Here is a 21,678-nt window from a genome sequence, read left to right as displayed (position 1 = left end):
CGCCCTCTAGCATGGATGCCATGACCGACACTCCCCGCCGTTCGGGCATTGTGCTCGCCGAACTCAGCTCCGAGATCCGCCCCCAGGACGACCTTTTCCGTCACGTGAACGGGGCGTGGCTGGAGCGCACCGAGATCCCCGACGACAAGGCGCGGTGGGGTTCGTTCCACCTCATCGCCGAGCAGGCCGAGAAGGACGTGCGGGCGATCATCGAGGAGTCGCAGTCAGCCGACGAGGGGTCGGAGGCGCGCAAGGTCGGCGATCTGTACGCGAGCTTCATGGACACCGCCCGCATCGAGGAGCTGGGTGCTGCGCCGCTGCAGCAGCAGCTCGCCCGCATCGACGCGGTCGACGGCATCCCGGCTCTGCTGCGCACCGTCGGCGAGCTGGAGCGCGAGGGCGTCGGCGGCTTCCTCGGCACCTACATCGAGCCCGACCCGGGCAACCCGCAGCGCTACGTGGTGTTCTTCGTGCAGGGCGGCCTGTCGCTTCCCGACGAGAGCTACTACCGCCTCGAGAACTTCGACGCGACCCGCTCGGCGTTCCGCTCGTACGCCGCGACGGTGCTGGGCCTCGCGGGCGTCGCCGATGCCGACACGCAGGCAGAGAGGGTGCTCGCGCTCGAGACGGAGCTGGCATCCCACCACTGGGACAACGTCCGCAGCCGCGACGCGGTCGCGACGTACAACCTGCTGACATGGGATGCCGTCGTGGACCTGCTGGGGGTCGACCTCGCGCCCTGGCGTGACGCCGTGGCTCCCGGCCACGAGCAGGGCTTCGCGGAGATCGACGTCAACCAGCCGAGCTTCCTCGAGGGCTTGGGCGCGCTGCTGACCGAAGAGCGACTCGACGACTGGAAGGCGTGGCTGCGCCTGCACGTCGTCCGCTCGTCGGCGCCGTTCCTCTCCGACGCGTTCGTCGATGCGAACTTCGCCTTCTACGGCACGGAGCTCACGGGCGTGCCCGTCAACCGCGAGCGCTGGAAGCGCGGCGTCGGCTTCGTCGAGGCGGCGATGGGCGAGGCCGTCGGCAAGGTGTACGTGGAGCGTCACTTCCCGCCGGCCGCGAAGGAGGCGATGGATGAGCTCGTCGCGAACCTCATCGAGGCCTACCGGCAGTCGATCTCGCAGCTCGAGTGGATGACGGCGGCGACCCGGGAGCGCGCGCTCGAGAAGCTCGCCGCGTTCACCCCGAAGGTCGGGTACCCCGTGCGCTGGAAGGACTACGGCGCGCTGGAGGTCGATCCCGCCGACCTCATCGGCAACGTTCGACGCACGAACGCGTGGGAGCACGAGCGCCAGCTCGCCAAGCTCGGCAAACCCATCGACCGCGACGAGTGGTACATGACGCCGCAGACGGTCAACGCGTACTACAACCCGCTGATGAACGAGATCGTGTTCCCCGCGGCCATCCTGCAGTACCCGTTCTTCGACCTCGAGCGGGATGCCGCGGCCAACTACGGCGGCATCGGCGCCGTGATCGGCCACGAGATCGGCCACGGCTTCGACGACCAGGGGAGCGCCTTCGACGGCACCGGCGCGCTCAACGACTGGTGGACCGACGACGACCGCGCGGCCTTCCAGGAGCGCACGGCGGCGCTCATCGAGCAGTACAACGCCCTCGTGCCGCTCGGTCTCGGCGAGGAGCACACCGTCAACGGTGCGCTCACGATCGGCGAGAACATCGGCGACCTCGGCGGACTGGGCATCGCGATCAAGGCCTACCGGCTCCACAACGCGGCCGTCGGCGCCGACCCCGACGGTCCGGTGATCGACGGCTTCACCGGCATCCAGCGTCTGCTTCTCAGCTGGGGGCAGATCTGGCAGCAGAAGGGCCGGGATGCCGAGACGATACGGCTGCTGACGATCGACCCGCACTCGCCCAACGAGTTCCGGTGCAACCAGATCGTCCGCAACGTCGACGAGTTCTACACCGCCTTCGACGTCACCGAGAGCGACGCTCTCTGGCTCGACGCCGATCGTCGCGTCACCATCTGGTGACGCGCGCCGCGTGAGCGGCACCCTCCGTCCTCCGCAGGGGGCACGGAGCGATCGCAGGGAAAGTCCAGCGGGAGGATCAGCGTGAACGCCGCCGAGCCGTTCGAGTCGCACGCCGCCGCACTCGCGGCCGGCGGACTCCGCCGCGATGCCGCCTCGGGGGCGGGCGCGCGGCGGTCGGGAGGCCGCACGCGACGGTCGGGGGCGGGGCGTCGGTCGTTCACGGCGACGTTGCGGGCCCTCGACGGACTCGCGTCGTCCGGGGCGCAGGTCTCCGTGCGCGTGACCGACCTCGATCGCGACACGGAGGTGTTCGCCGGCGACGACCACTTGACCCTGCCGGTCGGGGGCATCGGGGTCGTGCCGCTCCTTATCGAGACGGCCTCGCAGCTGGAGACCGGAGCGCTCGACGCCCTCGAGATCGTCGACCGGTCGACCGTCGATCCCGTCGACGTCGGGGGGCTGTGGCGGCACCTGAAGGCACCGGCGCTGCCCGTGTGCGACCTGGCCGTGCTCGCTGCCGCGACCGGCGACGCCCTCGCGACCAATGCGCTGCTGGCCCGCGTCGGGCTCGACGCCGTGCGGGAGCGACTGGAGCGGATCGGGCTCGTGCGCACCGCCCTCATGGACGGGTTCCGTGACCGCCGCGGCCCCGACGACGCGCCGCATGTGGCGCTCGCGTCAGCGGGGGAACTGGCATCCCTGTTCGGCGCTCTCGTCAACGCGCGGGTGGTGTCGCCCGCCGTCAGCGCGCAGGTGTCGGAATGGTTGAGCCTCGGCCACGACCTGTCGCTCGTGGCATCCGCCACCGGGCTCGACCCGTTCGCCCATGACGACGACCGGCACCAGCTGCTGTTCGTGAACAAGACCGGCCGGGCCGACGGGGTGCGCGCGGAGGCGGGGGTGCTCGCCGGGCCGCGCGCGGGCGTCGCCTACTCGCTGATCGTCTGCTTCGACGACCTGTCGGTCGCGCACCGGCTGCGCGCGCACGACGCATTCCGCACCCTCGGCGTCGAACTGATGGAGTACATCCACTGACCTGGGCGGGGTATGTCCCGGTGTGGGTGGGGGCATGTCCCAGTTTGGGTAGTTCGGCCAGTCTGGTCAGGGCATGTCCCAGTTCCGGTGGGGGCATGTCCCAGTTTGGGTGAGGCATGTCCCAGTCTGTGCCGTTTCGACCTGCCCGAAACGACCGAAGGTGGGACATGGTTTGTGGCGGATGCCAGTGACGGAGGCTCTGCGGGGAGGCCGCCGAGCCGGCTCAGAAGATGATGGTGTGGTTGCCGTGGCGGATCACGCGGTCCTGCGCGTGCCACAGCACCGCGCGCGAGAGCACCTGACGTTCGACGTCGGCGCCGCGACGCGCGAGCTCCGTGACCGTCTCGGCGTGGGTGACGCGGATGGTGTCCTGCTCGATGATCGGGCCCTCGTCGAGGTCGCTCGTGACGTAATGGCTCGTGGCCCCGATGAGCTTGACGCCGCGTTCCTTCGCCTTCTTGTAGGGCTCGGCGCCGATGAAGGCGGGCAGGAAGGAGTGGTGGATGTTGATCACCGGTACGCCGAGCTGCTCGAGGAATTCGGGCGATAGGATCTGCATGTACCGCGCGAGCACGACGAAGTCGACGTTGCCGACGAGGAGCTTCAGGATCTCCGCCTCCGACGCCGACTTGTCGGGGCCCGTGACAGACGGCACGTGGAAGAAGGGCACGCCGAAGCTGCGCACGTCCTCCGCGGTGGTCGTGTGGTTGGAGATCACCATCGGGATGGTCACGGGCAGGTCGCCGCGGCGGTGACGCCACAGCAGGTCGAGCAGGCAGTGGTCCTGCTTGGATGCCAGGACCGCCATCCGCTTGGGCACCGACTGATCGGTCAGCGACCACTCCAATTCGAAGTCGGCGAGGGTCCGGTCGATCTCCGCCTCGATCTGCGGCCGGTCGGCGGCGAAGTCGGGGCGGTGGAACACCACCCGCTGGAAGTACGCGCCGCCGCGCGGGTCGTCGGAGTACTGGTCGAACGCGACGATGTTCCCGCCGATGCGCGTGATCATCGCCGAGACGGCGGCAACGATCCCCGGAGTGTCCTTGCCGTGCACGATGAGGCAGGCGTGAGCGGGAAGCAGGTGCGGATTGTGCACGGGAGGCATGCATCGATTCTGCCGTGTCCGAACGGATGCCACGGCATCCGCCCGTCGCCGGGGCGTCGCGCGCCCGCCGTCAGCGCACCCCGCGCATGAGCGACAGGACGGGCTTCACCGCCACCAGCAGGGCGACGCCCACGCCGATCGCGAGAAGACCGAGCGTCGCGAAGTAGGGCACCTCGTTCTCGGGGTCGTAGAGGGTGGCGAGCTGGCCGGCGACAGCCGTGCCGAGCGACACCGACAGGAAGAACAGCGCCACCATCTGGGTGTGGAAGCGCTCCGGGGCGAGTTTCGTCGTGACCGACAGTCCCACGGGCGAGAGGAGCAGCTCGGCGATCGTGAAGACGAGGAGGATGCCGACGACCGCCAGCAGCGGGGTCGAGTTCGCGCCGCCGCCGGCGAACGGCAGGAACAGGAGGAACGCGGCGCCCATCACGATGGCGGACAGACCGAACTTCACCGGCGTCGACGGCTGGCGCGAGCCGAGCTTCGTCCACAGCCAGGCGAACACCCCCGACAGCACGATGATGAAGATCGGGTTGATCGACTGGATCCACGGCACCGGCATCTCCCAGCCGAAGAGGTTCCGGTCGAGTCGTTGGTCGGAGTAGAACGTCAGCACCGTGAACTGCTGCTGGTACAGAGACCAGAACGCGACCGACGTGAGGAACAGCGGCAGGAAGCCCCACACGCGCGACCGCTCGACCGACGTGATGGCGCGGCTGGTGAGGATGACGGCGAAGTAGGCGATCGCGGCACCGATGACGGCGACGATCACGACGAGCGCGAGATTGTCGGCGCGGATGACGCCCACGAGCACGAGCACGACGATCAGCGCGAGGCCTGCCACGCCGACGCCGATCATCAGCGGGTAGCGCTGCCGGGGGAGCGGGTTGGGAACGAGCGATGCCTCGGCCGGGAGCACCTTCCGGCCGAACGAGTACTGCAGGAGGCCCGCGGCCATCCCGACTGCGGCCAGTCCGAAGCCCCAGTGGAAGCCCAGTCGATCCTGCAGCAGACCGGTCAGGAGCGGACCGGCGAACGCCCCGAGGTTGATGCCCAGATAGAACAGGGAGAACCCGGCATCCCGTCGGGTGTCCTCCGGCGCGTACAGGGTGCCGACGACGCTCGTCGCGGTCGCCTTGAGGCCTCCCGAGCCGACGGCCACCAGCACGAGTCCGACGCCGACCCCGAGGAACCCGGGGAGGAGAGCGAGCGCGATGTGCCCCGCCATGATGACGATCGCGCTCAGGAACAGCACGCGCTCGGCTCCCAGCAGCCGGTCGGCGATCCACGCGCCGAGGATCGTCGACAGGTACACCGCGCCGCCGTACGCCCCCACGATGCTCGCCGCGACCGTCTGGTCGACGCCGAGACCGCCGTCGGACACCGAGAAGTACAGGTAGATGAGCAGGATGCCCTGCATGCCGTAGAAGCTGAAGCGCTCCCACATCTCCACGCCGAACACGTGGGCGAGCGCCCACGGCTGCCCGAAGAAGCGCGTGTCACCGGCATCCCGTGCACCGGTATCCCGTGCACCGGAGTCTCGGGTCGCCGCGTCGCGGGCCGGAGTGCCGGGCGTGTTCCCCGCCGACGCCGTCTCGGGGCCGACGGGCTTCTGGGTGCGGTTGTCGTCCATGGCATCCACGCTAGCCGCGCGCCCGCCGCCGCGTCAGGTCGCGGCCGTCTACCGGCTCACGCGGGCATCGCCGGGTGGGCCTCTTCGGCGGGCCGCGTCGGGATGAACGCGGCCACGACCAGGGCCACCACGGCCGCGCCCCCGCCGAGCAGGAACGACAGATGGAACGCGGATGCCGTCGGCACCTGCACGTCGCCCTGCGTCGTCGACATCGTCGCCAGCACCGCGCCGATGACGGCCGCCGCCGTGCTCGTGCCGAGCGAGCGGAACAGCGCGTTCAGGCCGTTCGAGGCGCCCGTCTCGCTCTGCGGCACCGACCGCATGATGAGCATCGGCATCGCCGCGTACCCGAAGCCGATGCCCACGCCCACGAGGATGTTCGCGACCAGCAGGTGCCACACCTCCGACGAGAACAGGAGCGTGAAGCCGTAGGCGACGATGAGAGCGACGGCGCCGAGAACCAGCAGCCGCCGCGGGCCGACCGTGCGTGCGAGTCGGCCGGAGTACGGCGACAGCACCATCATGACCAGGCCCGCCGGCATGATGACGAGGCTCGCGGCCAGGAGCGACAGCCCGAACCCCGCCGGCGGCGGCAGCTCCAGCAGCTGCGGATACGACACGTTCGACGCGAACAGCGAGAAACCCATCGCGATCGAGGCGATGTTCGTGAGCAGCACGGGACGTCGCGCGGCGACCCGCAGGTCGAGGAGCGGTTCGGCGATGCGCAGCTCGTACCAGCCCCACACGAGGAGCACGACGATGCCGCCGATCCCGAACGCGAGCACCGGCGCCGACGTCCAGCCCCATTCGTTGCCGCGCGAGATCGCCAGCAGGATGCCGGTGAGCCCGACGGCCAGTCCGGCGGCTCCCGCGTAGTCGAAGCGCCCGGCCGTCCGCAGGACGCTCACCGGCACGATCCACAGGACGAGCCCGAACACGACGGCGCCGAGGCCCGCGGACATCCAGAACAGCGCGTGCCAGTCGGCGTACTGCGTGACGAGGGCGCTCAACGGCATCCCCAACGCCCCGCCTACACCCAGCGTGGCGCTGATGAGCGCGATCGCGCCGTCGACGCGGTTCTCGTGCAGGATGTCGCGGAGGATCGAGATGCCGAGCGGCACGACGCCCGTGACGGCGCCCTGGAGGCCGCGACCCACGATCACACCGATGATGTCGGTCGACAGCGCCGCGATGATCGACCCGACCACGAGCGCGGCCAGCAGCACCAGCACGATGCGCCGTTTGCCGTACATGTCGCCGAGGCGCCCCGCGATCGGCGTGACGACGGCGGCCACCAGCAGCGTGACGGTGACGACCCACGCCGTGTCCTCACGGCTCGCGTGGAGGAGCTCGGGCAGGCGCGCCTGGATCGGCACGACCAGCGTGAACATGAACGACGAGCACAGTCCCGCGATGGCGAGGACGGCGACGACCGCGCCCTGCGGCGGGATTCGGGTGAGGCGGCGGCGGGCATCATCCTCACGGTTCACCGATTCAGGCTACCGGGGCCGCGAGGGGTGGAGGGCCGGGGCTAGGGTGCTGACATGGCCGACTTCGAAGACGCCACCGCTCCCGAGGGTATCGAGATCCGCGCCCTCGAGACGGTCGAGCAGGTGTTCGCCGCTTCCGAGGTGCTCTCACAGGTATGGGGCGGGGACCGCACCGGCATGCCCCCGAACCTGCTGCGCGCGCTCGCCCACTCGGGCAACTACGCCGTCGGGCTGTACGACGGCGAACGGATGATCGGGGCTTCCGTGGCCTTCTTCGCCGCCCCGGCGTCCCGCTCGATGCACTCGCACATCACGGGCGTCCTCGACGGCTACCGGTCGCAGGGGCTCGGACGGGTGCTCAAGCAGCACCAGCGTGCGTGGGCGTTCGCGCGCGACGTGGGCCACATCACGTGGACGTTCGATCCGCTCGTCGCCCGCAACGCGTCGTTCAACCTGCGCGTGCTCGGCGCCCGCGTGACGGAGTACCTGATCGACCACTACGGCGCGATGGACGACGGCGTGAACCGCGGCGACGAATCCGACCGGCTCATGACCTCGTGGGCGCTCGCCGCCCCGGCGCCGATCCCTGCCGAGGAGACGGTCGTCACGACGGTGGCGATCCCGCGCGACATCGAGCGGCTGCGGCGCGACGACCCCGCCGAGGCCCTCGAGTGGCGCTATCGCGTGCGCGACGCGTTCGGCGGACTGCTCGACGACGGATTCGTCGTCGTCGGGTTCGACGAGCGCGGCTATCTCTTCGCGCGCGGTCCGGCGAAGCCGTGATCGACGCCGACTGGACTCCGCATCGGCGCGACGACGGCGAACTCGTCGGCTGGATCGCGCCTGAGGGCGACCAGTGGGTTCCGTTCGATCTGCTGGGCCGCCGCGCGTCGGAGCCGACCGAGTGGCTGGATGCCGAGGCGGTGCTCGAGACGCTCGGCCTCTCCTATCTCGCCGAGCCCTGGATGCTCGAGGGCGAGGCGGACCGTCCTCTCCGCGTGCGGTTCGTCGAGGTCACGCCCGAGCGCATCGTCGTCAAGGGCGAGGACTTCGGCGCCATCGACGCGTACGCGCGCCGCTGGGAGCTCCCCTGGCCCGTGCCGTCGACGTTGCGCCCGACGCGGTCCGACGACCCCGACGCGTTCGTCATCGACTGAGCCCCTACGGCGTGCGGGTATCACCGCGATGACGCCCCGCTCTTCACAGAAGGAGCCGTCGATCCGCGTCATAGAACGCGGAGGACCGCGTCTCTCTGATGAGGAAAGGGGATGCCATGCCCGCACTGTTCGACACCATCGCGCGCCGCTGGCGTGCCCCCCGCAGCCTCCGCCGCTCTCGCGGCCGACGGAGCACGTTCGTCGCCCCGCGCGACCGGCTGCTCGCTCGCGCCCTTCGCTGAGGTCAGCGCCGCACGGCGGCTTCGGCGAGCGCGCGGATGTCGGAGTCGGTGAAGAGGGCGGTGGGCAGCACGTACGTCACGCCGCGCGCGTGCGAGAGTCGGACAATGAGCGCCTTGCCGGAGACGTCGACCGTGTGGATCGCCGCGAGACGCACGTCGCTCGCCCCCAGCGCCGACGAGACGCGAAGCAGCTCATTCGTCACGCGGGCTTCGATAGTCGTGCCCTCGGGGTACGCGACGCGCAGTGATCGCAGAGTCGCCCGATAGGCGACCACGGGGATGGCGGTGACCAGGACGACGAGCCCGAGGGCGACGAAGAAGAGGAACCCCCACCGAACTGTCGACGACCAGAGCACGGTCCATCCGAGGAGCAGCAGTGCGGCCACGACGATCGCAAGCCACGGCCCCCGCATCAGCATCCACCGCAGGTAGGCGAGCGCAACCGTGCGGGGGAGGGTGCCGTCGACCGTCAGAGTGCGGGTCTCATCAGGGGTCTCACGGCCGGCTGCGTCCACGGCTCGATCCTGCCACGCGCGGTGCCTTCCCCGGCCCCTCTCGTGCGTGTCGGAGGCCGGTGTCATGCTGTCGGTGACACAGGAGGTCGCCATGAGCAGATTCCCCGACCGTGACGCCACGGCGCTCGTCGTCATCGACATGCAGCGCGGTGTGGTCGCCGGCAACTACGAGGTCGAGGCCGTCACGCGCAACGTCGCGGCGCTCGTCGAGCGGGCGCGTGCCGACGGGGTCCCGGTCGTGTGGGTGCAAGACCACAACGAGCTCGAGAAGGATTCGCCCGAGTGGCAGCTCGTCGACGGACTCGTCCCCGCGGAGGGCGAAGCGCGCGTCGACAAGATCTACGGCGACTCCTTCGAAGACACCGACCTCGACGAGCGGCTCGCCGAGCGCGGCGTCGACCGGCTGGTCGTCGCGGGCGCGCAGACCGACGCCTGCATCCGTTCCACCCTCCACGGCGCACTCACCCGTGGGTACGACGTGACCCTTGTCTCCGACGCCCACACGACGGAAGACCTGCGGCAGTGGGGCTCGCCGATCAGTCCCGAGCAGGCCGTCGGGTACGCGAACCTGTACTGGTCGTTCTCGCGCACTCCCGACGCCGCCGGCGACGTCACCCCGACGGCCGAGGTCGCCTTCACTCGCTGACCGCGACGCGGCGGGGCTAGCCTGAGCGCATGCCGATCGACCGCCCCGCCGCGCCCGTCACGATCGACGCCGTCGAACTCGAAGCCATCGAACTCGAAGCCATCGAACTCCGGGTGGTGCATTTGCCGCTCGTCGCGCCTTTCACCACGTCGTTCGGCACCGAAACGGTCCGCGAGGTGATCGTCGTCCGCGTGCGAACGTCCGCCGGCGACGGGTGGGGTGAGATCGTCACACAGCAGGCGCCGCTGTACTCCTCCGAGTACACACAGAGCGCCTGGGACGTGAGCCGTCGGTTCCTCGCTCCCGCGTTGCTCGAGCGGGGCACCGTCACGCCGGAGGAGGTCGCCGGCATCCTCTCGCCGTTCGTCGGCCACCGGATGGCGAAGGCCGGCCTCGAACTCGCCGTACTCGATGCCGCCCTGCGCGTCGCGGATCGCTCGCTCGCGACCCACCTCGGCGCCGTGCGCGACCGCATCCCGAGCGGTGTCTCCGTCGGCATCCAACGCGACCCCGCGGCTCTCGTCGACACCGTCGCGGGTTACCTCGACGAGGGCTACGCCCGCATCAAGATCAAGATCAAGCCCGGACGCGACCTCCGTGACACCGCCGCCGTCCGCGACGCGTTCGGCTCGATCCCCCTTCAGGTCGACGCGAACTCGGCGTACACCCTGGCCGACGTCGACACCCTCGCCGAACTCGACCGGTTCGACCTCCTCCTCATCGAGCAGCCGCTGCAGGAAGACGACATCGTCGACCACGCGACCCTCGCGGCTCGGCTGCGCACGCCCGTCTGCCTCGACGAGTCGATCGTGTCGGCGAAGGCCGCCGCCGACGCGCTCGCGCTGCGCGCGGCATCCGTCATCAACGTCAAAGCCGGCCGAGTCGGGGGCTACCTGGAAGCCGTTCGAGTGCACGACCTGTGCCGGTCGGCCGGAGTGCCCGTGTGGTGCGGGGGAATGCTTGAGACGGGCATCGGGCGCGCGGCGAACGCGGCGTTGGCCGCCCTCCCCGGATTCACGCTCACCGGCGACGTCTCGGCATCCGATCGGTTCTACCGCCGCGACATCGTGACCGCGCCGATCGTGCTGGAAGACGGACACGTGAGGGTGCCGTCGGGGCCGGGCATCGGGGTCGAGGTCGACACCGCTTTCCTCGACGAGGTCACCGTCGACAGGGTCGAGATCCGGCGCTGACGTGCGCACAACTCCGGAGCGAGACGGCCGGCGGAGGCCGAAGGGCCGTCGTGGCCGCGTGACCGGACCGTTCTTCCGGAGTTGTGTCGCGCTCGGGCTGCTCACCCTGCTGGCGGCGGGCTGCGCCCCGGCCGCTGACCCTCCACATCCCCACGCGTCCGACGACGGTCTTCCCGCCGGCGTCACCGTGGAACTGCGGCAGACGCGCGCCGACGTGGCGGGGCGGCAGGCCGCCGTCGCCGTGCACAACGGCAGCGGGCGACCGATCGAGATCGGTGCCGTGTCCGTCGCCGATCCGCGGTTCGCGGAGCCCGCCACACGCGCCGTCGCACGCACCTCGACCGTGCCGCCCGGCGCGACCGTCGACATCCGAGTGCAGCTGGCGCGAGTCGCGTGCGATGCCCCGGCCGACGCGGCCGCCACCGTCACCCTCGACGTCCGCGACGCCGAGACGGATGCCGTGACGGCACGCACCGCGCCGATCGTCGACGTCGTGCCGTTCGTCGCGGCGCTCCACGAGAACGAGTGCCTGCAGGTCGCGGCCGAGCGGTCCGCGGCGGTGAGCCTCGGCACGTTCACGGCATCCGCGGCGGGGGAGACTGCCCGTCTCGTCCTCGACGTCGTGCCCGCGCCCGGCGAGGGGACGCTGCGGATCGTCGGCATCCACGAGACCAACCTGCTCACGTTCCCCGGCCTCGTCGACGCGGTCTACCCGCTCGATCTCGACCAGATCGGCACCGATCGGACGCCCCAGTCCGTCGAGCTGCCGCTTCTGCCGGCACGGTGCGACGCGCACGCCGTACAAGAGGACAAGCGCGGCACCGTCTTCCGGCTGCTCGTCGAGGTCGACGGGCGCGCGGGGTCCTACGACCTGGCCGCGACACCCGAGCAGCGTGGCGAGATCCTCGCGTGGGTCGCCGCGTGGTGCGGCCTGTGAGGCGGAAATTCGGGGTAACCGGATGTCGTCGACCCCGCGCCGCCCCTAGGCTGACACCGTGACCACTCCTCCGCAGCCTCCGCAGCAGCCCCCGTTCCCGCCTTCGCAGCCGCCCTACGGCGGTCCGACTGCGCCTCAGGCGCTGAACCCGTCGGACGAGAAGCTGTGGGCGACGCTCGTGCACATCGGCGGCATCTTCTTCAGCTTCCTGCCCGCCCTGATCGGCTACCTCGTGCTGAAGGACCGCGGGCCGTTCGTCCGCGCGCACACCGCGACAGCGCTGAACTTCCAGATCACGATCGCGCTTGCGTTCTTCGTGGGCGGCGTGCTCAGCATCATCGGCATCGGCTTCCTGATCATCCTCGCCGCGTGGGTCGTCGACCTCGTGTTCTCGATCATCGCGGCCGTCAAGTCGAACCAGGGCCAGTGGTACACCTACCCGCTGGCCATCAAGTTCATCAGCTGACCGGCGGCAGGATCAGGGCCTGAGGGCAGAGAACCGGAAGGCCGCGAAGCCTTCGATCGGCAGCACCTCGACCCGGGAGAATCCCGCTCCGCGTGCGTAGCGCTCGAGAGTGGGCTGACGCATCACCGTGCCCGTCGCGACCGAGCCCGGCGTCGACATCGAGTCCGGCAGGCAGATGAACAGGCTGTAGCCGTACATGACGCGCTCGATATCGTCGCCGGGCCCGCCGTCGCCGGGCGGGGCGAACACGTCGGCCACCGCCTCGTCCATCACGACGAGCATCCCATCGCGCCGCAGTGACCGGCGCACCGCCGTGAGCACCGCCACGGGGTCGGGCATGTCGTGCAGTGCTTCGAACACGAACGCCGCATCGAACGTCCCCTCCCTGCCCTGGTCGAGGCGTTCCCCGTCGAGCAGGGTGAACGACACGGATGCCACACCCTCGGCGTGCGCGCGTGCCGCCTCGATCGACGGGGCGTCGATGTCGAAGCCCTCCACCTTCGCCGACGGATAGGCGCGTGCGAGCGCGAGCGTCGACCATCCGTGCCCGCACCCCACGTCGGCGATGCGCGCCCCCGGTCGGGAGAGCACGGCATCCACGTCCGGCACGGAGGAGAGTGCCGCTCCGAGACGCTGCTCGAACCAGGGCCGGTTGACGTCGCCCTGCGCGTCACGCGCGTCGGGCCCGAACTGCGCCCACCCCACGCCGCCTCCCGACCGGTACGCGGTGAGCAGCTCGGGGAGGCGCATCGCGGCGGCGGCCATCATCCTCGCCAGCGGCGCCGACGACAGCAGCGAGTCGGGATCGGCGAGCACCGCCGCGTGAGCCGGAGGAAGCGCGAACACATCACCGTCCGCGGTGAGGATGCCGGCGGTCGCCTGCTGCTCGAGCCACTCCCGGGCGTACCGCGGATGAATCCCGGTGGCCTCGGCCAGTCCGCTGACCGTGCGTGGACGCTCCGCGAGCGCGCGGTACAGGCCCAGCCGATCGCCGACATAGATCGACAGGATCTCGAATCCGCCGACGAGCCGATGGAACACCTCGTCCGCGAACGCCTCCGCCTCGTCCATCGCGCCCCCTCACCCGACCCGCGACATGGTAGTCCCGCCTGTGCGCCGGTGCGAGAGGGGCAGGCTCCGAGGTTGTGTCAGGCGGAGGCGAGCCATTCCTGCGCGCGAAGCTCGGGCAGCGAGATCAGCCGGTCGAGCAGTGTGTCCGGTCCGTGCACGATCGTCGCGCCGGTATCGGGCGGTGACGCGACGAACACCGAGCGATCATCGGTCCAGAGGTAGCTGAGCTCGACGATCGGGAACGGCGCGCCGGGCAGGAAAGTCCGCCCTGACCCCCAGCGTCGGTCGACACCGGCGTAGGCGCATTCGTGCAGTTCTCCCGAGAAGAGCACGTAGTTCAGCCGACCGCGATGCCAGGTTCCGCTCGGTTCGTCGAAGCCGTCGGAGCGACCGTCATCGCTCTCCGAGAGGAAGCCCGCGTACAGCGCGATCGAGCACCGCGCACGCGGACCGAGAGTGTCGTGCAGGCACTGTTCCAGCAGGAGTCGCTGCTCCTCCGACGCCCGGGCATCGTCCGGACCGTTCTCGTACGGGGGGAGTCCGAGACGGACGCGCCCGGGCGCCCACCTCGCACCCGGGTGGAGAATGACCACGCGACGGGCCGCTTCAACCGGCGGCGTCAACCGTTCCTGCTCGATCCACTGCTCGAACCACGTGAGTTCCGTGCGAGAGATCTCGCCGATCATCGTTCCTCCAACTCGCCGATCGCAGGCCCGCGCGACTTCGATGCTGTCTCAGTTCGCACCTGTGGAATAAGTGCGCGGCCACTGCCACATTCTGTGACACTGCTGCTCTGCTCAATGAGGGGACGTTGTCATGATATGGGACGCAGATCGCGCCATTTCCAGAGTGCTGCTGGTGGCGGCAGCGGCAGCGCTGATCTGGTCATTCGTCACGGCTGCGCCGCCGGCCGCGTTGGCGGCGGAGCAGGAGCCGGAGCCGAACGGTTTCGTCATCGGCGAGGCGGTCCGAGTGGACGGGGTCTCGCCTGATGCTCGCGATCGTGTCTACGCGATCGCGGATGGCCGGAACACGCTCGGTACGCTGCCGACAGCCGTGTCAGGACTGAAGACGATCACGTGTAAGGGGCGCTATGACTACCCACACGCGGGAGATAGTTCAGGCTATAAGCGAGTGAACGCTCATCTGATCGTGACATGCACAGGCACCGTCCCGTTGGAAGCTCAGTTCACACAGATCACGGCATCTTCGAGAATGACAGACATCACGGGTGGACGCTTAGGCCCCGTGTCAACGAAGTCCGGGCGGGGAAGTTTGCGTGTCGGTGGCGATCTCGCATGTCTCGCTGCCACGCGCAGCTACCAGGCTGTAGGTAGTGTTTCGTTGCTCTTTCCGCCCGGTTACACACCGGGCGCGACCAAGAGCGGAGCCAAGAGCGTAATCCGTGACTTCGCGCGGAACCCCAACACCGGCAACTGTGTCTTGGAATAACGTTGCTTGCGGCGACGCTTGAGATTGCGGCGGGATCTTCTCCTGGATTCTGAAACTGGCGAGAGGGCGCTCTAACACCACCTTGACGAGCAAGCCTCGCGTCCTCCAACTCGCTCTCTCGCTCCCGCGCGACATGGTAGCCGGTCGCCTGGGGGCGGCCCGTGGGGCGAACTCCCCGCGGCTAGACTTGACGGATGCCGGAGCGCGCTGCGCGTGCCCCCGGCATCCGCGGGCTTCCGCACCCTCTCGAACCGACCATTTGGAGCCACCTGTGGCCGAGCAGTCCCGTCTCGACAAAGTCATCGCCCTCGCCCGCCATCGCGGGTTCGTGTTCCAGGCCGGTGAGATCTACGGCGGTTCGCGATCGGCGTGGGACTACGGCCCCCTCGGCACCGAGCTCAAGGAGAACATCCGCCGGCAGTGGTGGCAGACGTTCGTCCGTGGACGCGGCGACATGGTCGGCCTCGACTCCTCCGTGATCCTCCCGAAGCGCGTCTGGGAGGCGTCGGGTCACGTGGCCACCTTCACCGATCCGCTCGTGGAGTGCCTGCACTGCCACAAGCGCTTCCGTGCGGACAACCTCATCGAGGACTTCGAAGCACGCAAGGGTCGCGCCGCCGAGAACGGCCTGGCCGACGTGCCCTGCCCGAACTGCGGCACCAAGGGCCAGTACACCGAGCCGAAGGCCTTCTCGGGTCTCGTGAAGACGTACCTCGGCGTCGTCGACGACGAGTCCGGCCTGTACTTCCTGCGCCCCGAGACCGCGCAGGGCATCTTCGTGAACTTCTCCAACGTGCTCACGGCATCCCGCAAGAAGCCGCCCTTCGGCATCGGCCAGGTCGGCAAGGCCTTCCGCAACGAGATCACCCCGGGCAACTTCATCTTCCGCACGCGCGAGTTCGAGCAGATGGAGATCGAGTTCTTCACGCCGCCCGCCGAAGCGCAGCAGTGGTTCGAGCACTGGGTGCAGGCGTGCTGGGACTGGTTCATCGACCTCGGCCTCGACCCCGAGAACATGCGCCAGTTCGACGTGCCCGAGCACGAGCGCGCGCACTACTCCGCCGGCACGATCGACTTCGAGTACCGCTTCGGCTTCCCGGGCAAAGAGTGGGGCGAGCTCATGGGCGTCGCCAACCGCACCGATTTCGACCTGTCGAGCCACATCGAGGCATCCGGTCAGTCCCTGACGTATTTCGACCAGGCGTCCGGTGAGAAGTACGTGCCGTACGTCATCGAGCCGTCGTTCGGTCTCACCCGGTCGATGATGGCGTTCCTCGTCGACGCCTACGTCGAGGAGGAGGTGCCGAACGCGAAGGGCGGCACCGACACCCGCACCGTGCTGAAACTCGACCCGCGCTTGGCGCCCGTGAAGGTCGCGGTGCTGCCGCTGAGCCGCAACGAGAAGCTGTCGCCGCTGGCGCGCGAGACGGCCGACGGCCTGCGCGCGCAGGGCTGGAACGTCGATTTCGACGACGCCGGCGCGATCGGGCGCCGCTACCGCCGGCAGGACGAAGTGGGCACGCCCTTCTGCGTCACCGTCGACTTCGACTCGCTCGACGATCACGCCGTCACCGTCCGGGACCGCGACACGATGGCGCAGGAGCGCGTGCCCCTCGACGCGCTGCAGGGCTACCTCGCCGAGCGCCTCCGCGGCGCCTGACGCCGCGCGCACCGTCGCGGTGCTCGCCGTATCCCGTCGATAACTCCTTCGATCTGGCATCGCGCCGGCCGAGGGGCCGCGCCACCGCGCCCCGCCGGTCCGGCCCATGCACCGGATCGAAGGAGTTTGCGACGAACGGCCGCCGGGAGCGAGGCTCCACGACGGCCGTTCCTCCGCGAAAGAGCGGTCAGCGCTTGACGGTCGCCGTCTTCGCGCTCGTCTTCGCGGTGGTCGTGTATCCGCTCCTGCTCGCCGTGACGGTGACCGTGATCCGCTTCCCGGCCCGAGACGACGTGATCGTGTAGGTCTTGCCGGTCGCGCCCTTGATGACCTTGCCGTCCGCCTTCCACTGGTACGTCAGCTTCGAGGGCTTGGGAGACCAGGTGCCCGCGGATGCCGTGAGCTTCTTGCCGACCTTCGCGGTGCCGGTGATCTTCGGCGTCGGCGCCGTCGTGAACGGCCGGACGACGACCGCCGTCTTCGCGCTCGTCTTCGTCGTCTTCGTGTAGCCGGCCGCCGTCGCGGTGACCGAGACCGTCAGCCGCTTGCCGACGTCCGTCGAGCTCACGACGTACGTGCTCTTCGTCGCGCCGCTGATGTTGCGGTCGTTGGACTTCCACTGGTACGTGAGCGTGGTCGGCACCGGCGACCACGTGCCGACGGCGGCGGTGAGCTTCTTGCCGACCTTGAGTGTGCCGGTGATCTTCGGTGCGGGAGCCGCGGCGAACGGCTTGGTGATCGTTCCGGTGTACGCCGAGGCCACGGTGGCCGGGGTGAACGCGGGGCGTGCGCCGGTCGCGTCGACCCGGATCCGCTGGCCGTCGTCCTCGGAGGTCAGCGTGTACGTGGCGGCGGTCGCGCCGGCGATCGCGGTCTCGCCGCGGTACCACTGGTAGGTCACGGTGCGAGGCTTCGGCGTCCAGGCGACGGATGCCGTCAGCGTCACGCCCACGGTCCGCGATCCTGAGATCGTGGGGGCGGGGGTGGAGCTGAAGGTGGCGACCGGCAGCGGCTTCATGATGAGCTCGCCGGTGCCGTAGGTGTTGTCGACGCCGACTGCGCCGCGGTCGGTGGTCTGGGTGCGTAGATACTCGACCAGCTGTGCGGGACTCTTGGTGTCGAAGCGCTCGAGCGCGACGGCGGCGGCGCCCGCGACGACGGGTGTCGCGGCGCTGGTGCCGTTGAAGCGTCCGCCGCCTTCGCCGGTGTAGGCGCGGCTGGTGAAGTTCGACCCGGCGCTCAGCTTGGGGTTGATGCGCCCGTCGTTGGTCGGTCCGCGGGAGCTGTAGCCGGCGATCGTCGTTCCGGCGACGGGGTCGACGGCGCCGACAGCGGCCATGCCCTTGTTCTTGCTGTCGATGAACGCCTGTCCGGCGCTGCCGGCGGACACGGGGGCGTAGGCGATGTCAGCGCTGTTGCCTGCGAGTTCGAGGATGTCGCTCGCGCTGCTGCTGCCATTGCGGGCCTTGTAGATGCCGACCTCGATGAGAGAGCCTTCGGTGCAACCCCAGTGGGCGACGCTTCCGTTGCGCATCTCCAGCGGCGCCACGCCCTTCTTCTGGGCGACGTTGTAGTAGCCCGCCGTCGAGCCGCTGGGCCGGATGCGGTAGATGTCGTAGTCGGTCGGGTCGCTGACGCCCCAGTCGCTCCAACGCAGGCGGAAGCTGTCGGAGCACACGACGGTGAGGCTTTCGTAGTACTCGTACACGGTGTTGCCGTCCGCGTCTTTGACGACTGTGCCGTCGTCGGTGCGCACGGGGTGGGCGAACTCCATCCACTTGTTCTTGTTCGTGTCGCGCCACTTGCCGCGCCAGTATCCGCCGACGGCGACCTTCGTGCCGTCGCCCGCGGTGGTGAGGTAGGCGCCGGCATTGCCCGCCGCGTTGAACCAGGTCATCCCTTGGGACACGGCGTAGTCCACGAGCTTGGCCGATGTGCCGGTGCCGTCGCCGGGACCGTCGTAGAAGCCGCCGAGCGAGCGGCTGATGATCTTGACCTTCTTGGCCGCCAGGTAGTCGATCGCCTTGCGGAGGTCTTCGTTGCTGGCCACCGTGACGAGGTAGAGCTTCGCGCCGGGGGCCATGTCGTGGATCGCCTCGGCGACGGCGACGCCGTGCGTGCCGCTATCGGCCGACGCCGGCGTGTCGAGGGCGTTGCACGACGCGCCGCCCCAGCGGCAGTAGGTGCCGGCCGCGGCGGGCACCTCGCCCTGGGCGCGGGCGTCGTTCCAGGTGCTGCTGCGGAAGTAGTCGATGATGCCGACCGAGACGCCCGCGCCGGTGAGTCCGAGCCCGTGCCACTGAGCGATCTGGGTCTTGTCGTAGACGTCGCCGCCGTTCGTGCCGACGGTTGCGGGGACAGCGATCTGCGCCGGCTGCGGAACTGCGAAGGTCGGGAGAGCGACGGCGCGAACCGCGTCGGATGCCTCGAGCCGTGCGACCTCCGACGCCGGCACCGAGACCGCGAGGAGGTCGTCGGTGACGGTGACGATGTTCTCGCCGCCGACGGCGGCGATCGCCGATCGGACCGCGGCCACGTCGTCGAAGGAGACCTCGACGCGGATGAGATCGCCGTCGACGGTCACCTTCGAGGCGAGACCGGCGGGAAGCCTGCGGTCGTTCTCCAGCGAGTCGACGACGGCGTCCAGCGCTCCGTCGGCGATCGTCGAGGTGTCGGGCGCGCCCGGCGCGGCGGTCGCGGTGCGCACCTTGGGCTGGTCCGCGATCGGACCGGGAACCGGCATCCCGGTCGTGTGAAGGGTCACGCCCGGGGCGGCCGCAGCCGACACCTCGGATGCCGAAGGCTCGGCGACCACGGCGGCGGCGAGGGCGCCGCCTCCGGTCACGAGGGCGAGGGCGGTCACGACGGCCGCGGCGCGATGCTTCATGAGTGGGCTCCCAGATTCCCGAGCGCACGGAGGACCGCGCAGATGTCGACGCCGCCCGCACGGCGTCTTCACCACCCTCCCGTACCGCGCGCGGTGGGGCAAGTCCGAATCGACGAGAGGTCAGGAGGTCTTGGCGGCGGCCTTCATCGCGCGCTTGTGCTCTCGCACCTTGGTGAGCGACTCGGGCGAGACGATGTCGGCGACGGATCGGAACGAGCCCTCCTCGCCGTAGGGTGCGGAGGCCTCGCGCCAGCCCGTGCCGGTGAAGCCGTACTGTTTGCCGAGCAGCGCGAGGAAGATCTTCGCCTTCTGCTCGCCGAACCCGGGCAGCGCCTTGAGGCGCTTCAGCACCGTGGGGCCGTCGGCATCGCGCCACAGCGCCGACGCGTCGCCGCCCCAGTCGTCGACGAGCGCCTGACAGAGGGCTTGCACCCGAGTGGCCATCGAGCCGGGGAAGCGGTGCACCGCAGGCGTCTCCTTGAAGACCGCAGTGAGCGCGTCGGGATCGAAGGCGGCGAGCTGAGCGGCATCAAGGCGCTCCCCGGACCCGGTTCGCTCGACGATCTTGCGAGGACCGGTGAAGGCGGTCTCCATCGCGATCTGCTGGTCGAGGAGCATGCCGACCAGGAGGGCGAGCGGGTCGTCGGTGAGCAGGCGGTCGGCGTCGACGTCGCCGGTGATGTGCAGGGCCATGCGTCCATCGTCGCAGGTCGCGGCGCGACAGGGCAGGGCGGGCAGGGGTGGGGCGGGGCGGGGCGGTGGGAGGATGGATGCCATGCCCGACGCCGCCGATCTGATCGCCCACGCTCGGGAGTCCCGTGTCGTCGTCATCGGGGCGGCGGGCGCGATAGCGGCGCTCGAGTGCGCGCGCGTGGGGCTGTCCGTCACGCTGGTCGACGACGAGACCCGGCCGACGTGGGCCGACCTCGCCGGGGTGGTCGTCGGCGCCGATCTCGACGGCTTCCGTGCCGACGACCCGGCGCTCGCCGGCCTGCACGAGGAGCTCGGTGTCACCGGCTCCCGAGAATCGGTCCTGCCGGTCGCGACCTGGATCGGCCACCTCGACGGCGACGACCCCGCGGTCGCGCCGTTGTCCGAGGGTGCGCTCTTCGGCATCCCGGGGAATCCGTGGGACCCCGCGGCGCGGCGCATCATCGGGTGGGCGGGCACGTGGCGCGCCTATCTCGACCGGCTGCGCCCGCCGCTGACGATCGGGCGCGAGCGCAACCTGGGCGCACTCGTGCGTTCGCGGATGGGCGATCGCGTGTGCGACCGGCTCGTCGCGCCGGTCACGCGCGCCCGCTTCGATCTGAGCCCGGACGAGATCGATGTCGACCTGCTCATCCCCGGCCTGAACACCGCGCTGACCCGCACCGGCTCGCTCGCGGGTGCGGTCTCGTCGGAGGGAGAGCCCGCCCCGGCGCGCTCGGTGCTCCGCGACGCGGGCGAGCGGGATGCCGCGCTGGCGGCTCGACTGGAGGAGTTCGCCGTCGACCGGCGCACCGACGTGCGTGCGACGGGACTCGCCCGTGTGGACGGGCCCCGTGTGGAGGGGCGCTGGAGTGTCGCGTTCGACGACGGCACGAGCCTCGCCGCCGATGCGGTCATCGTCGCCACGGGGCACGCGCGGGCCGTCGCCCTGCTGGCGGACGTCGCGCCGCTGCCCGAAGTGTCCCTCACCGCGCCCACCGACATCGCGCTGCTTCGGCTCCGCGGTGCGGCAGCCGGTGGCGGGGGTGCGCCGGAGGTCGCGTGCGTCTCCGGTGACGTGCGTCGGATCGTCGATCTGACGGCCGCGCGGCCCGATCTGCGGGCGCGCCTCGCGACGGATGAGCGCATCGTCGCGGTCGTCCAGCACGCCACGGATGCCGAGGGCGTCGCGGTCGTCGCGGACGCTCTGGCGGCCTCGGTCGCGGTCTGGGGCGCCTCGGTGCGCGAGGCCGAGGTGGTCGCCGCCGCGCGTTTCACCGTCGACGGGACGATACCTCGCGTCCGCCTCGGGGCCGCGGACGACCTCGACGCGATCCGGGCGGCCGTGCGCGACGTCGAAGGGTTGGGCCTCATGGGTGCGTGGCTGACCGGAGGGGACGAGGCGGCACTCGTCGCCGATGCGATCGCGGAGGGCGATCGCATCCGTCGACGGCTCCTGTGGGGCGCCGAGGACCAGCCGCTCTAGCACTCCCGCCACC

General features: G+C 70.1%; 19 protein-coding genes. 11 read left to right on the top strand and 8 right to left on the bottom strand.

What is annotated here, in order from left to right; all coding sequences use genetic code 11:
• The first annotated feature begins 20 nt into the window (after nt 1–20).
• On the top strand, nt 21–2,000 hold the full coding sequence (locus ACSQ18_RS14050; protein WP_436038033.1) for a M13 family metallopeptidase: 1,980 nt from the start codon (nt 21–23) through the stop codon (nt 1,998–2,000).
• A gap of 81 nt (nt 2,001–2,081) precedes the next feature.
• Nucleotides 2,082–3,035, top strand: a complete 954-nt coding sequence (locus ACSQ18_RS14045) for a serine hydrolase (RefSeq protein WP_301038401.1) — start codon at nt 2,082–2,084, stop codon at nt 3,033–3,035.
• 223 nt (nt 3,036–3,258) lie between these two features.
• On the opposite strand, the gene purU is transcribed toward ACSQ18_RS14045, so the two are convergent.
• The 3 genes from purU to ACSQ18_RS14030 form a co-directional block, all read right to left on the bottom strand.
• Nucleotides 3,259–4,140 (bottom strand): formyltetrahydrofolate deformylase, encoded by an 882-nt coding sequence (purU, locus tag ACSQ18_RS14040; protein ID WP_301038400.1) that lies wholly within the window; start codon nt 4,138–4,140, stop codon nt 3,259–3,261.
• Between the two features lie 70 nt (nt 4,141–4,210).
• Entirely contained in the window at nt 4,211–5,773 is a 1,563-nt protein-coding gene (locus tag ACSQ18_RS14035; protein ID WP_436038032.1) for a peptide MFS transporter, read from the bottom strand.
• 56 nt (nt 5,774–5,829) lie between these two features.
• Entirely contained in the window at nt 5,830–7,224 is a 1,395-nt protein-coding gene (locus tag ACSQ18_RS14030) for an MFS transporter (RefSeq protein ID WP_436038452.1), read from the bottom strand.
• A gap of 93 nt (nt 7,225–7,317) precedes the next feature.
• Between ACSQ18_RS14030 and ACSQ18_RS14025 the strand changes: the two genes are divergently transcribed.
• The 3 genes from ACSQ18_RS14025 (at nt 7,318) to ACSQ18_RS14015 (ending at nt 8,662) form a co-directional block, all read left to right on the top strand.
• Entirely contained in the window at nt 7,318–8,046 is a 729-nt protein-coding gene (locus tag ACSQ18_RS14025; RefSeq protein WP_436038031.1) for a GNAT family N-acetyltransferase, read from the top strand.
• Nucleotides 8,043–8,420 (top strand): hypothetical protein, encoded by a 378-nt coding sequence (locus ACSQ18_RS14020; protein ID WP_436038030.1) that lies wholly within the window; start codon nt 8,043–8,045, stop codon nt 8,418–8,420. Before ACSQ18_RS14025 ends, ACSQ18_RS14020 begins: the two co-directional genes overlap by 4 nt.
• Before the next feature lie 116 nt (nt 8,421–8,536).
• Entirely contained in the window at nt 8,537–8,662 is a 126-nt protein-coding gene (locus tag ACSQ18_RS14015) for a hypothetical protein (RefSeq protein WP_436038029.1), read from the top strand.
• Nucleotides 8,663–8,664: 2 nt separating this feature from the next.
• On the opposite strand, the gene ACSQ18_RS14010 is transcribed toward ACSQ18_RS14015, so the two are convergent.
• Nucleotides 8,665–9,177, bottom strand: coding sequence for a hypothetical protein (locus tag ACSQ18_RS14010; RefSeq protein ID WP_436038028.1), 513 nt, complete (start codon nt 9,175–9,177; stop codon nt 8,665–8,667).
• Nucleotides 9,178–9,268: 91 nt separating this feature from the next.
• Here ACSQ18_RS14010 and ACSQ18_RS14005 point away from each other — a divergent pair, with 91 nt between their 5' ends.
• From ACSQ18_RS14005 to ACSQ18_RS13990, 4 genes are read left to right on the top strand one after another with little or no spacing between them, the layout of a single operon-like run.
• Nucleotides 9,269–9,823, top strand: coding sequence for a cysteine hydrolase family protein (locus ACSQ18_RS14005; protein ID WP_436038027.1), 555 nt, complete (start codon nt 9,269–9,271; stop codon nt 9,821–9,823).
• A 29-nt stretch (nt 9,824–9,852) separates the two neighbouring features.
• Nucleotides 9,853–11,016 carry an o-succinylbenzoate synthase gene (gene menC, locus ACSQ18_RS14000; protein WP_436038026.1) on the top strand — a complete coding sequence of 388 codons (1,164 nt, stop codon included), beginning with the start codon at nt 9,853–9,855 and terminating at the stop codon, nt 11,014–11,016.
• 58 nt (nt 11,017–11,074) lie between these two features.
• Nucleotides 11,075–11,953 (top strand): hypothetical protein, encoded by an 879-nt coding sequence (locus ACSQ18_RS13995; protein ID WP_436038025.1) that lies wholly within the window; start codon nt 11,075–11,077, stop codon nt 11,951–11,953.
• 58 nt (nt 11,954–12,011) lie between these two features.
• On the top strand, nt 12,012–12,419 hold the full coding sequence (locus ACSQ18_RS13990) for a DUF4870 domain-containing protein (protein ID WP_301038388.1): 408 nt from the start codon (nt 12,012–12,014) through the stop codon (nt 12,417–12,419).
• A gap of 12 nt (nt 12,420–12,431) precedes the next feature.
• On the opposite strand, the gene ACSQ18_RS13985 is transcribed toward ACSQ18_RS13990, so the two are convergent.
• Together ACSQ18_RS13985 and ACSQ18_RS13980 are read right to left on the bottom strand one after the other, a co-directional pair.
• Nucleotides 12,432–13,490 carry a class I SAM-dependent methyltransferase gene (locus ACSQ18_RS13985; protein WP_436038024.1) on the bottom strand — a complete coding sequence of 353 codons (1,059 nt, stop codon included), beginning with the start codon at nt 13,488–13,490 and terminating at the stop codon, nt 12,432–12,434.
• A gap of 77 nt (nt 13,491–13,567) precedes the next feature.
• Nucleotides 13,568–14,176 (bottom strand): hypothetical protein, encoded by a 609-nt coding sequence (locus ACSQ18_RS13980; RefSeq protein WP_436038023.1) that lies wholly within the window; start codon nt 14,174–14,176, stop codon nt 13,568–13,570.
• A 1,037-nt stretch (nt 14,177–15,213) separates the two neighbouring features.
• Between ACSQ18_RS13980 and ACSQ18_RS13975 the strand changes: the two genes are divergently transcribed.
• Entirely contained in the window at nt 15,214–16,602 is a 1,389-nt protein-coding gene (locus ACSQ18_RS13975; RefSeq protein WP_436038022.1) for a glycine--tRNA ligase, read from the top strand.
• A gap of 187 nt (nt 16,603–16,789) precedes the next feature.
• Here the strand turns inward: ACSQ18_RS13975 and ACSQ18_RS13970 are convergent, their stop codons facing one another.
• Nucleotides 16,790–19,489, bottom strand: coding sequence for a S8 family serine peptidase (locus tag ACSQ18_RS13970; RefSeq protein WP_436038021.1), 2,700 nt, complete (start codon nt 19,487–19,489; stop codon nt 16,790–16,792).
• A 120-nt stretch (nt 19,490–19,609) separates the two neighbouring features.
• The gene (locus ACSQ18_RS13965) at nt 19,610–20,182 is read right to left on the bottom strand and encodes an HhH-GPD-type base excision DNA repair protein (RefSeq protein ID WP_436038020.1); all 573 of its coding nucleotides are present in this window, start codon (nt 20,180–20,182) and stop codon (nt 19,610–19,612) included.
• Nucleotides 20,183–20,264: 82 nt separating this feature from the next.
• Here ACSQ18_RS13965 and ACSQ18_RS13960 point away from each other — a divergent pair, with 82 nt between their 5' ends.
• The gene (locus ACSQ18_RS13960) at nt 20,265–21,665 is read left to right on the top strand and encodes a protoporphyrinogen/coproporphyrinogen oxidase (protein WP_436038019.1); all 1,401 of its coding nucleotides are present in this window, start codon (nt 20,265–20,267) and stop codon (nt 21,663–21,665) included.
• Nucleotides 21,666–21,678: the final 13 nt, after the last annotated feature.

Source organism: Microbacterium sp. LjRoot45 (assembly GCF_964253325.1).
Lineage (GTDB): Bacteria > Actinomycetota > Actinomycetes > Actinomycetales > Microbacteriaceae > Microbacterium.
Note: the sequence above shows the minus strand (reverse complement) of the source record. Positions and strands in the feature narration are given on the sequence as shown.

Bases quoted from the DNA above. Each gene is read 5' to 3' on its own strand.
- ACSQ18_RS14050 (WP_436038033.1), top strand. From the start codon at position 21: ATGACCGACACTCCCCGCCGTTCGGGCATTGTGCTCGCCGAACTCAGC.
- purU (WP_301038400.1), bottom strand. From the start codon at position 4,140: ATGCCTCCCGTGCACAATCCGCACCTGCTTCCCGCTCACGCCTGCCTC.
- ACSQ18_RS14035 (WP_436038032.1), bottom strand. From the start codon at position 5,773: ATGGACGACAACCGCACCCAGAAGCCCGTCGGCCCCGAGACGGCGTCG.
- ACSQ18_RS14025 (WP_436038031.1), top strand. From the start codon at position 7,318: ATGGCCGACTTCGAAGACGCCACCGCTCCCGAGGGTATCGAGATCCGC.
- ACSQ18_RS14015 (WP_436038029.1), top strand. From the start codon at position 8,537: ATGCCCGCACTGTTCGACACCATCGCGCGCCGCTGGCGTGCCCCCCGC.
- ACSQ18_RS14005 (WP_436038027.1), top strand. From the start codon at position 9,269: ATGAGCAGATTCCCCGACCGTGACGCCACGGCGCTCGTCGTCATCGAC.
- menC (WP_436038026.1), top strand. From the start codon at position 9,853: ATGCCGATCGACCGCCCCGCCGCGCCCGTCACGATCGACGCCGTCGAA.
- ACSQ18_RS13985 (WP_436038024.1), bottom strand. From the start codon at position 13,490: ATGGACGAGGCGGAGGCGTTCGCGGACGAGGTGTTCCATCGGCTCGTC.
- ACSQ18_RS13980 (WP_436038023.1), bottom strand. From the start codon at position 14,176: ATGATCGGCGAGATCTCTCGCACGGAACTCACGTGGTTCGAGCAGTGG.
- ACSQ18_RS13970 (WP_436038021.1), bottom strand. From the start codon at position 19,489: ATGAAGCATCGCGCCGCGGCCGTCGTGACCGCCCTCGCCCTCGTGACC.
- ACSQ18_RS13965 (WP_436038020.1), bottom strand. From the start codon at position 20,182: ATGGCCCTGCACATCACCGGCGACGTCGACGCCGACCGCCTGCTCACC.
- ACSQ18_RS13960 (WP_436038019.1), top strand. From the start codon at position 20,265: ATGCCCGACGCCGCCGATCTGATCGCCCACGCTCGGGAGTCCCGTGTC.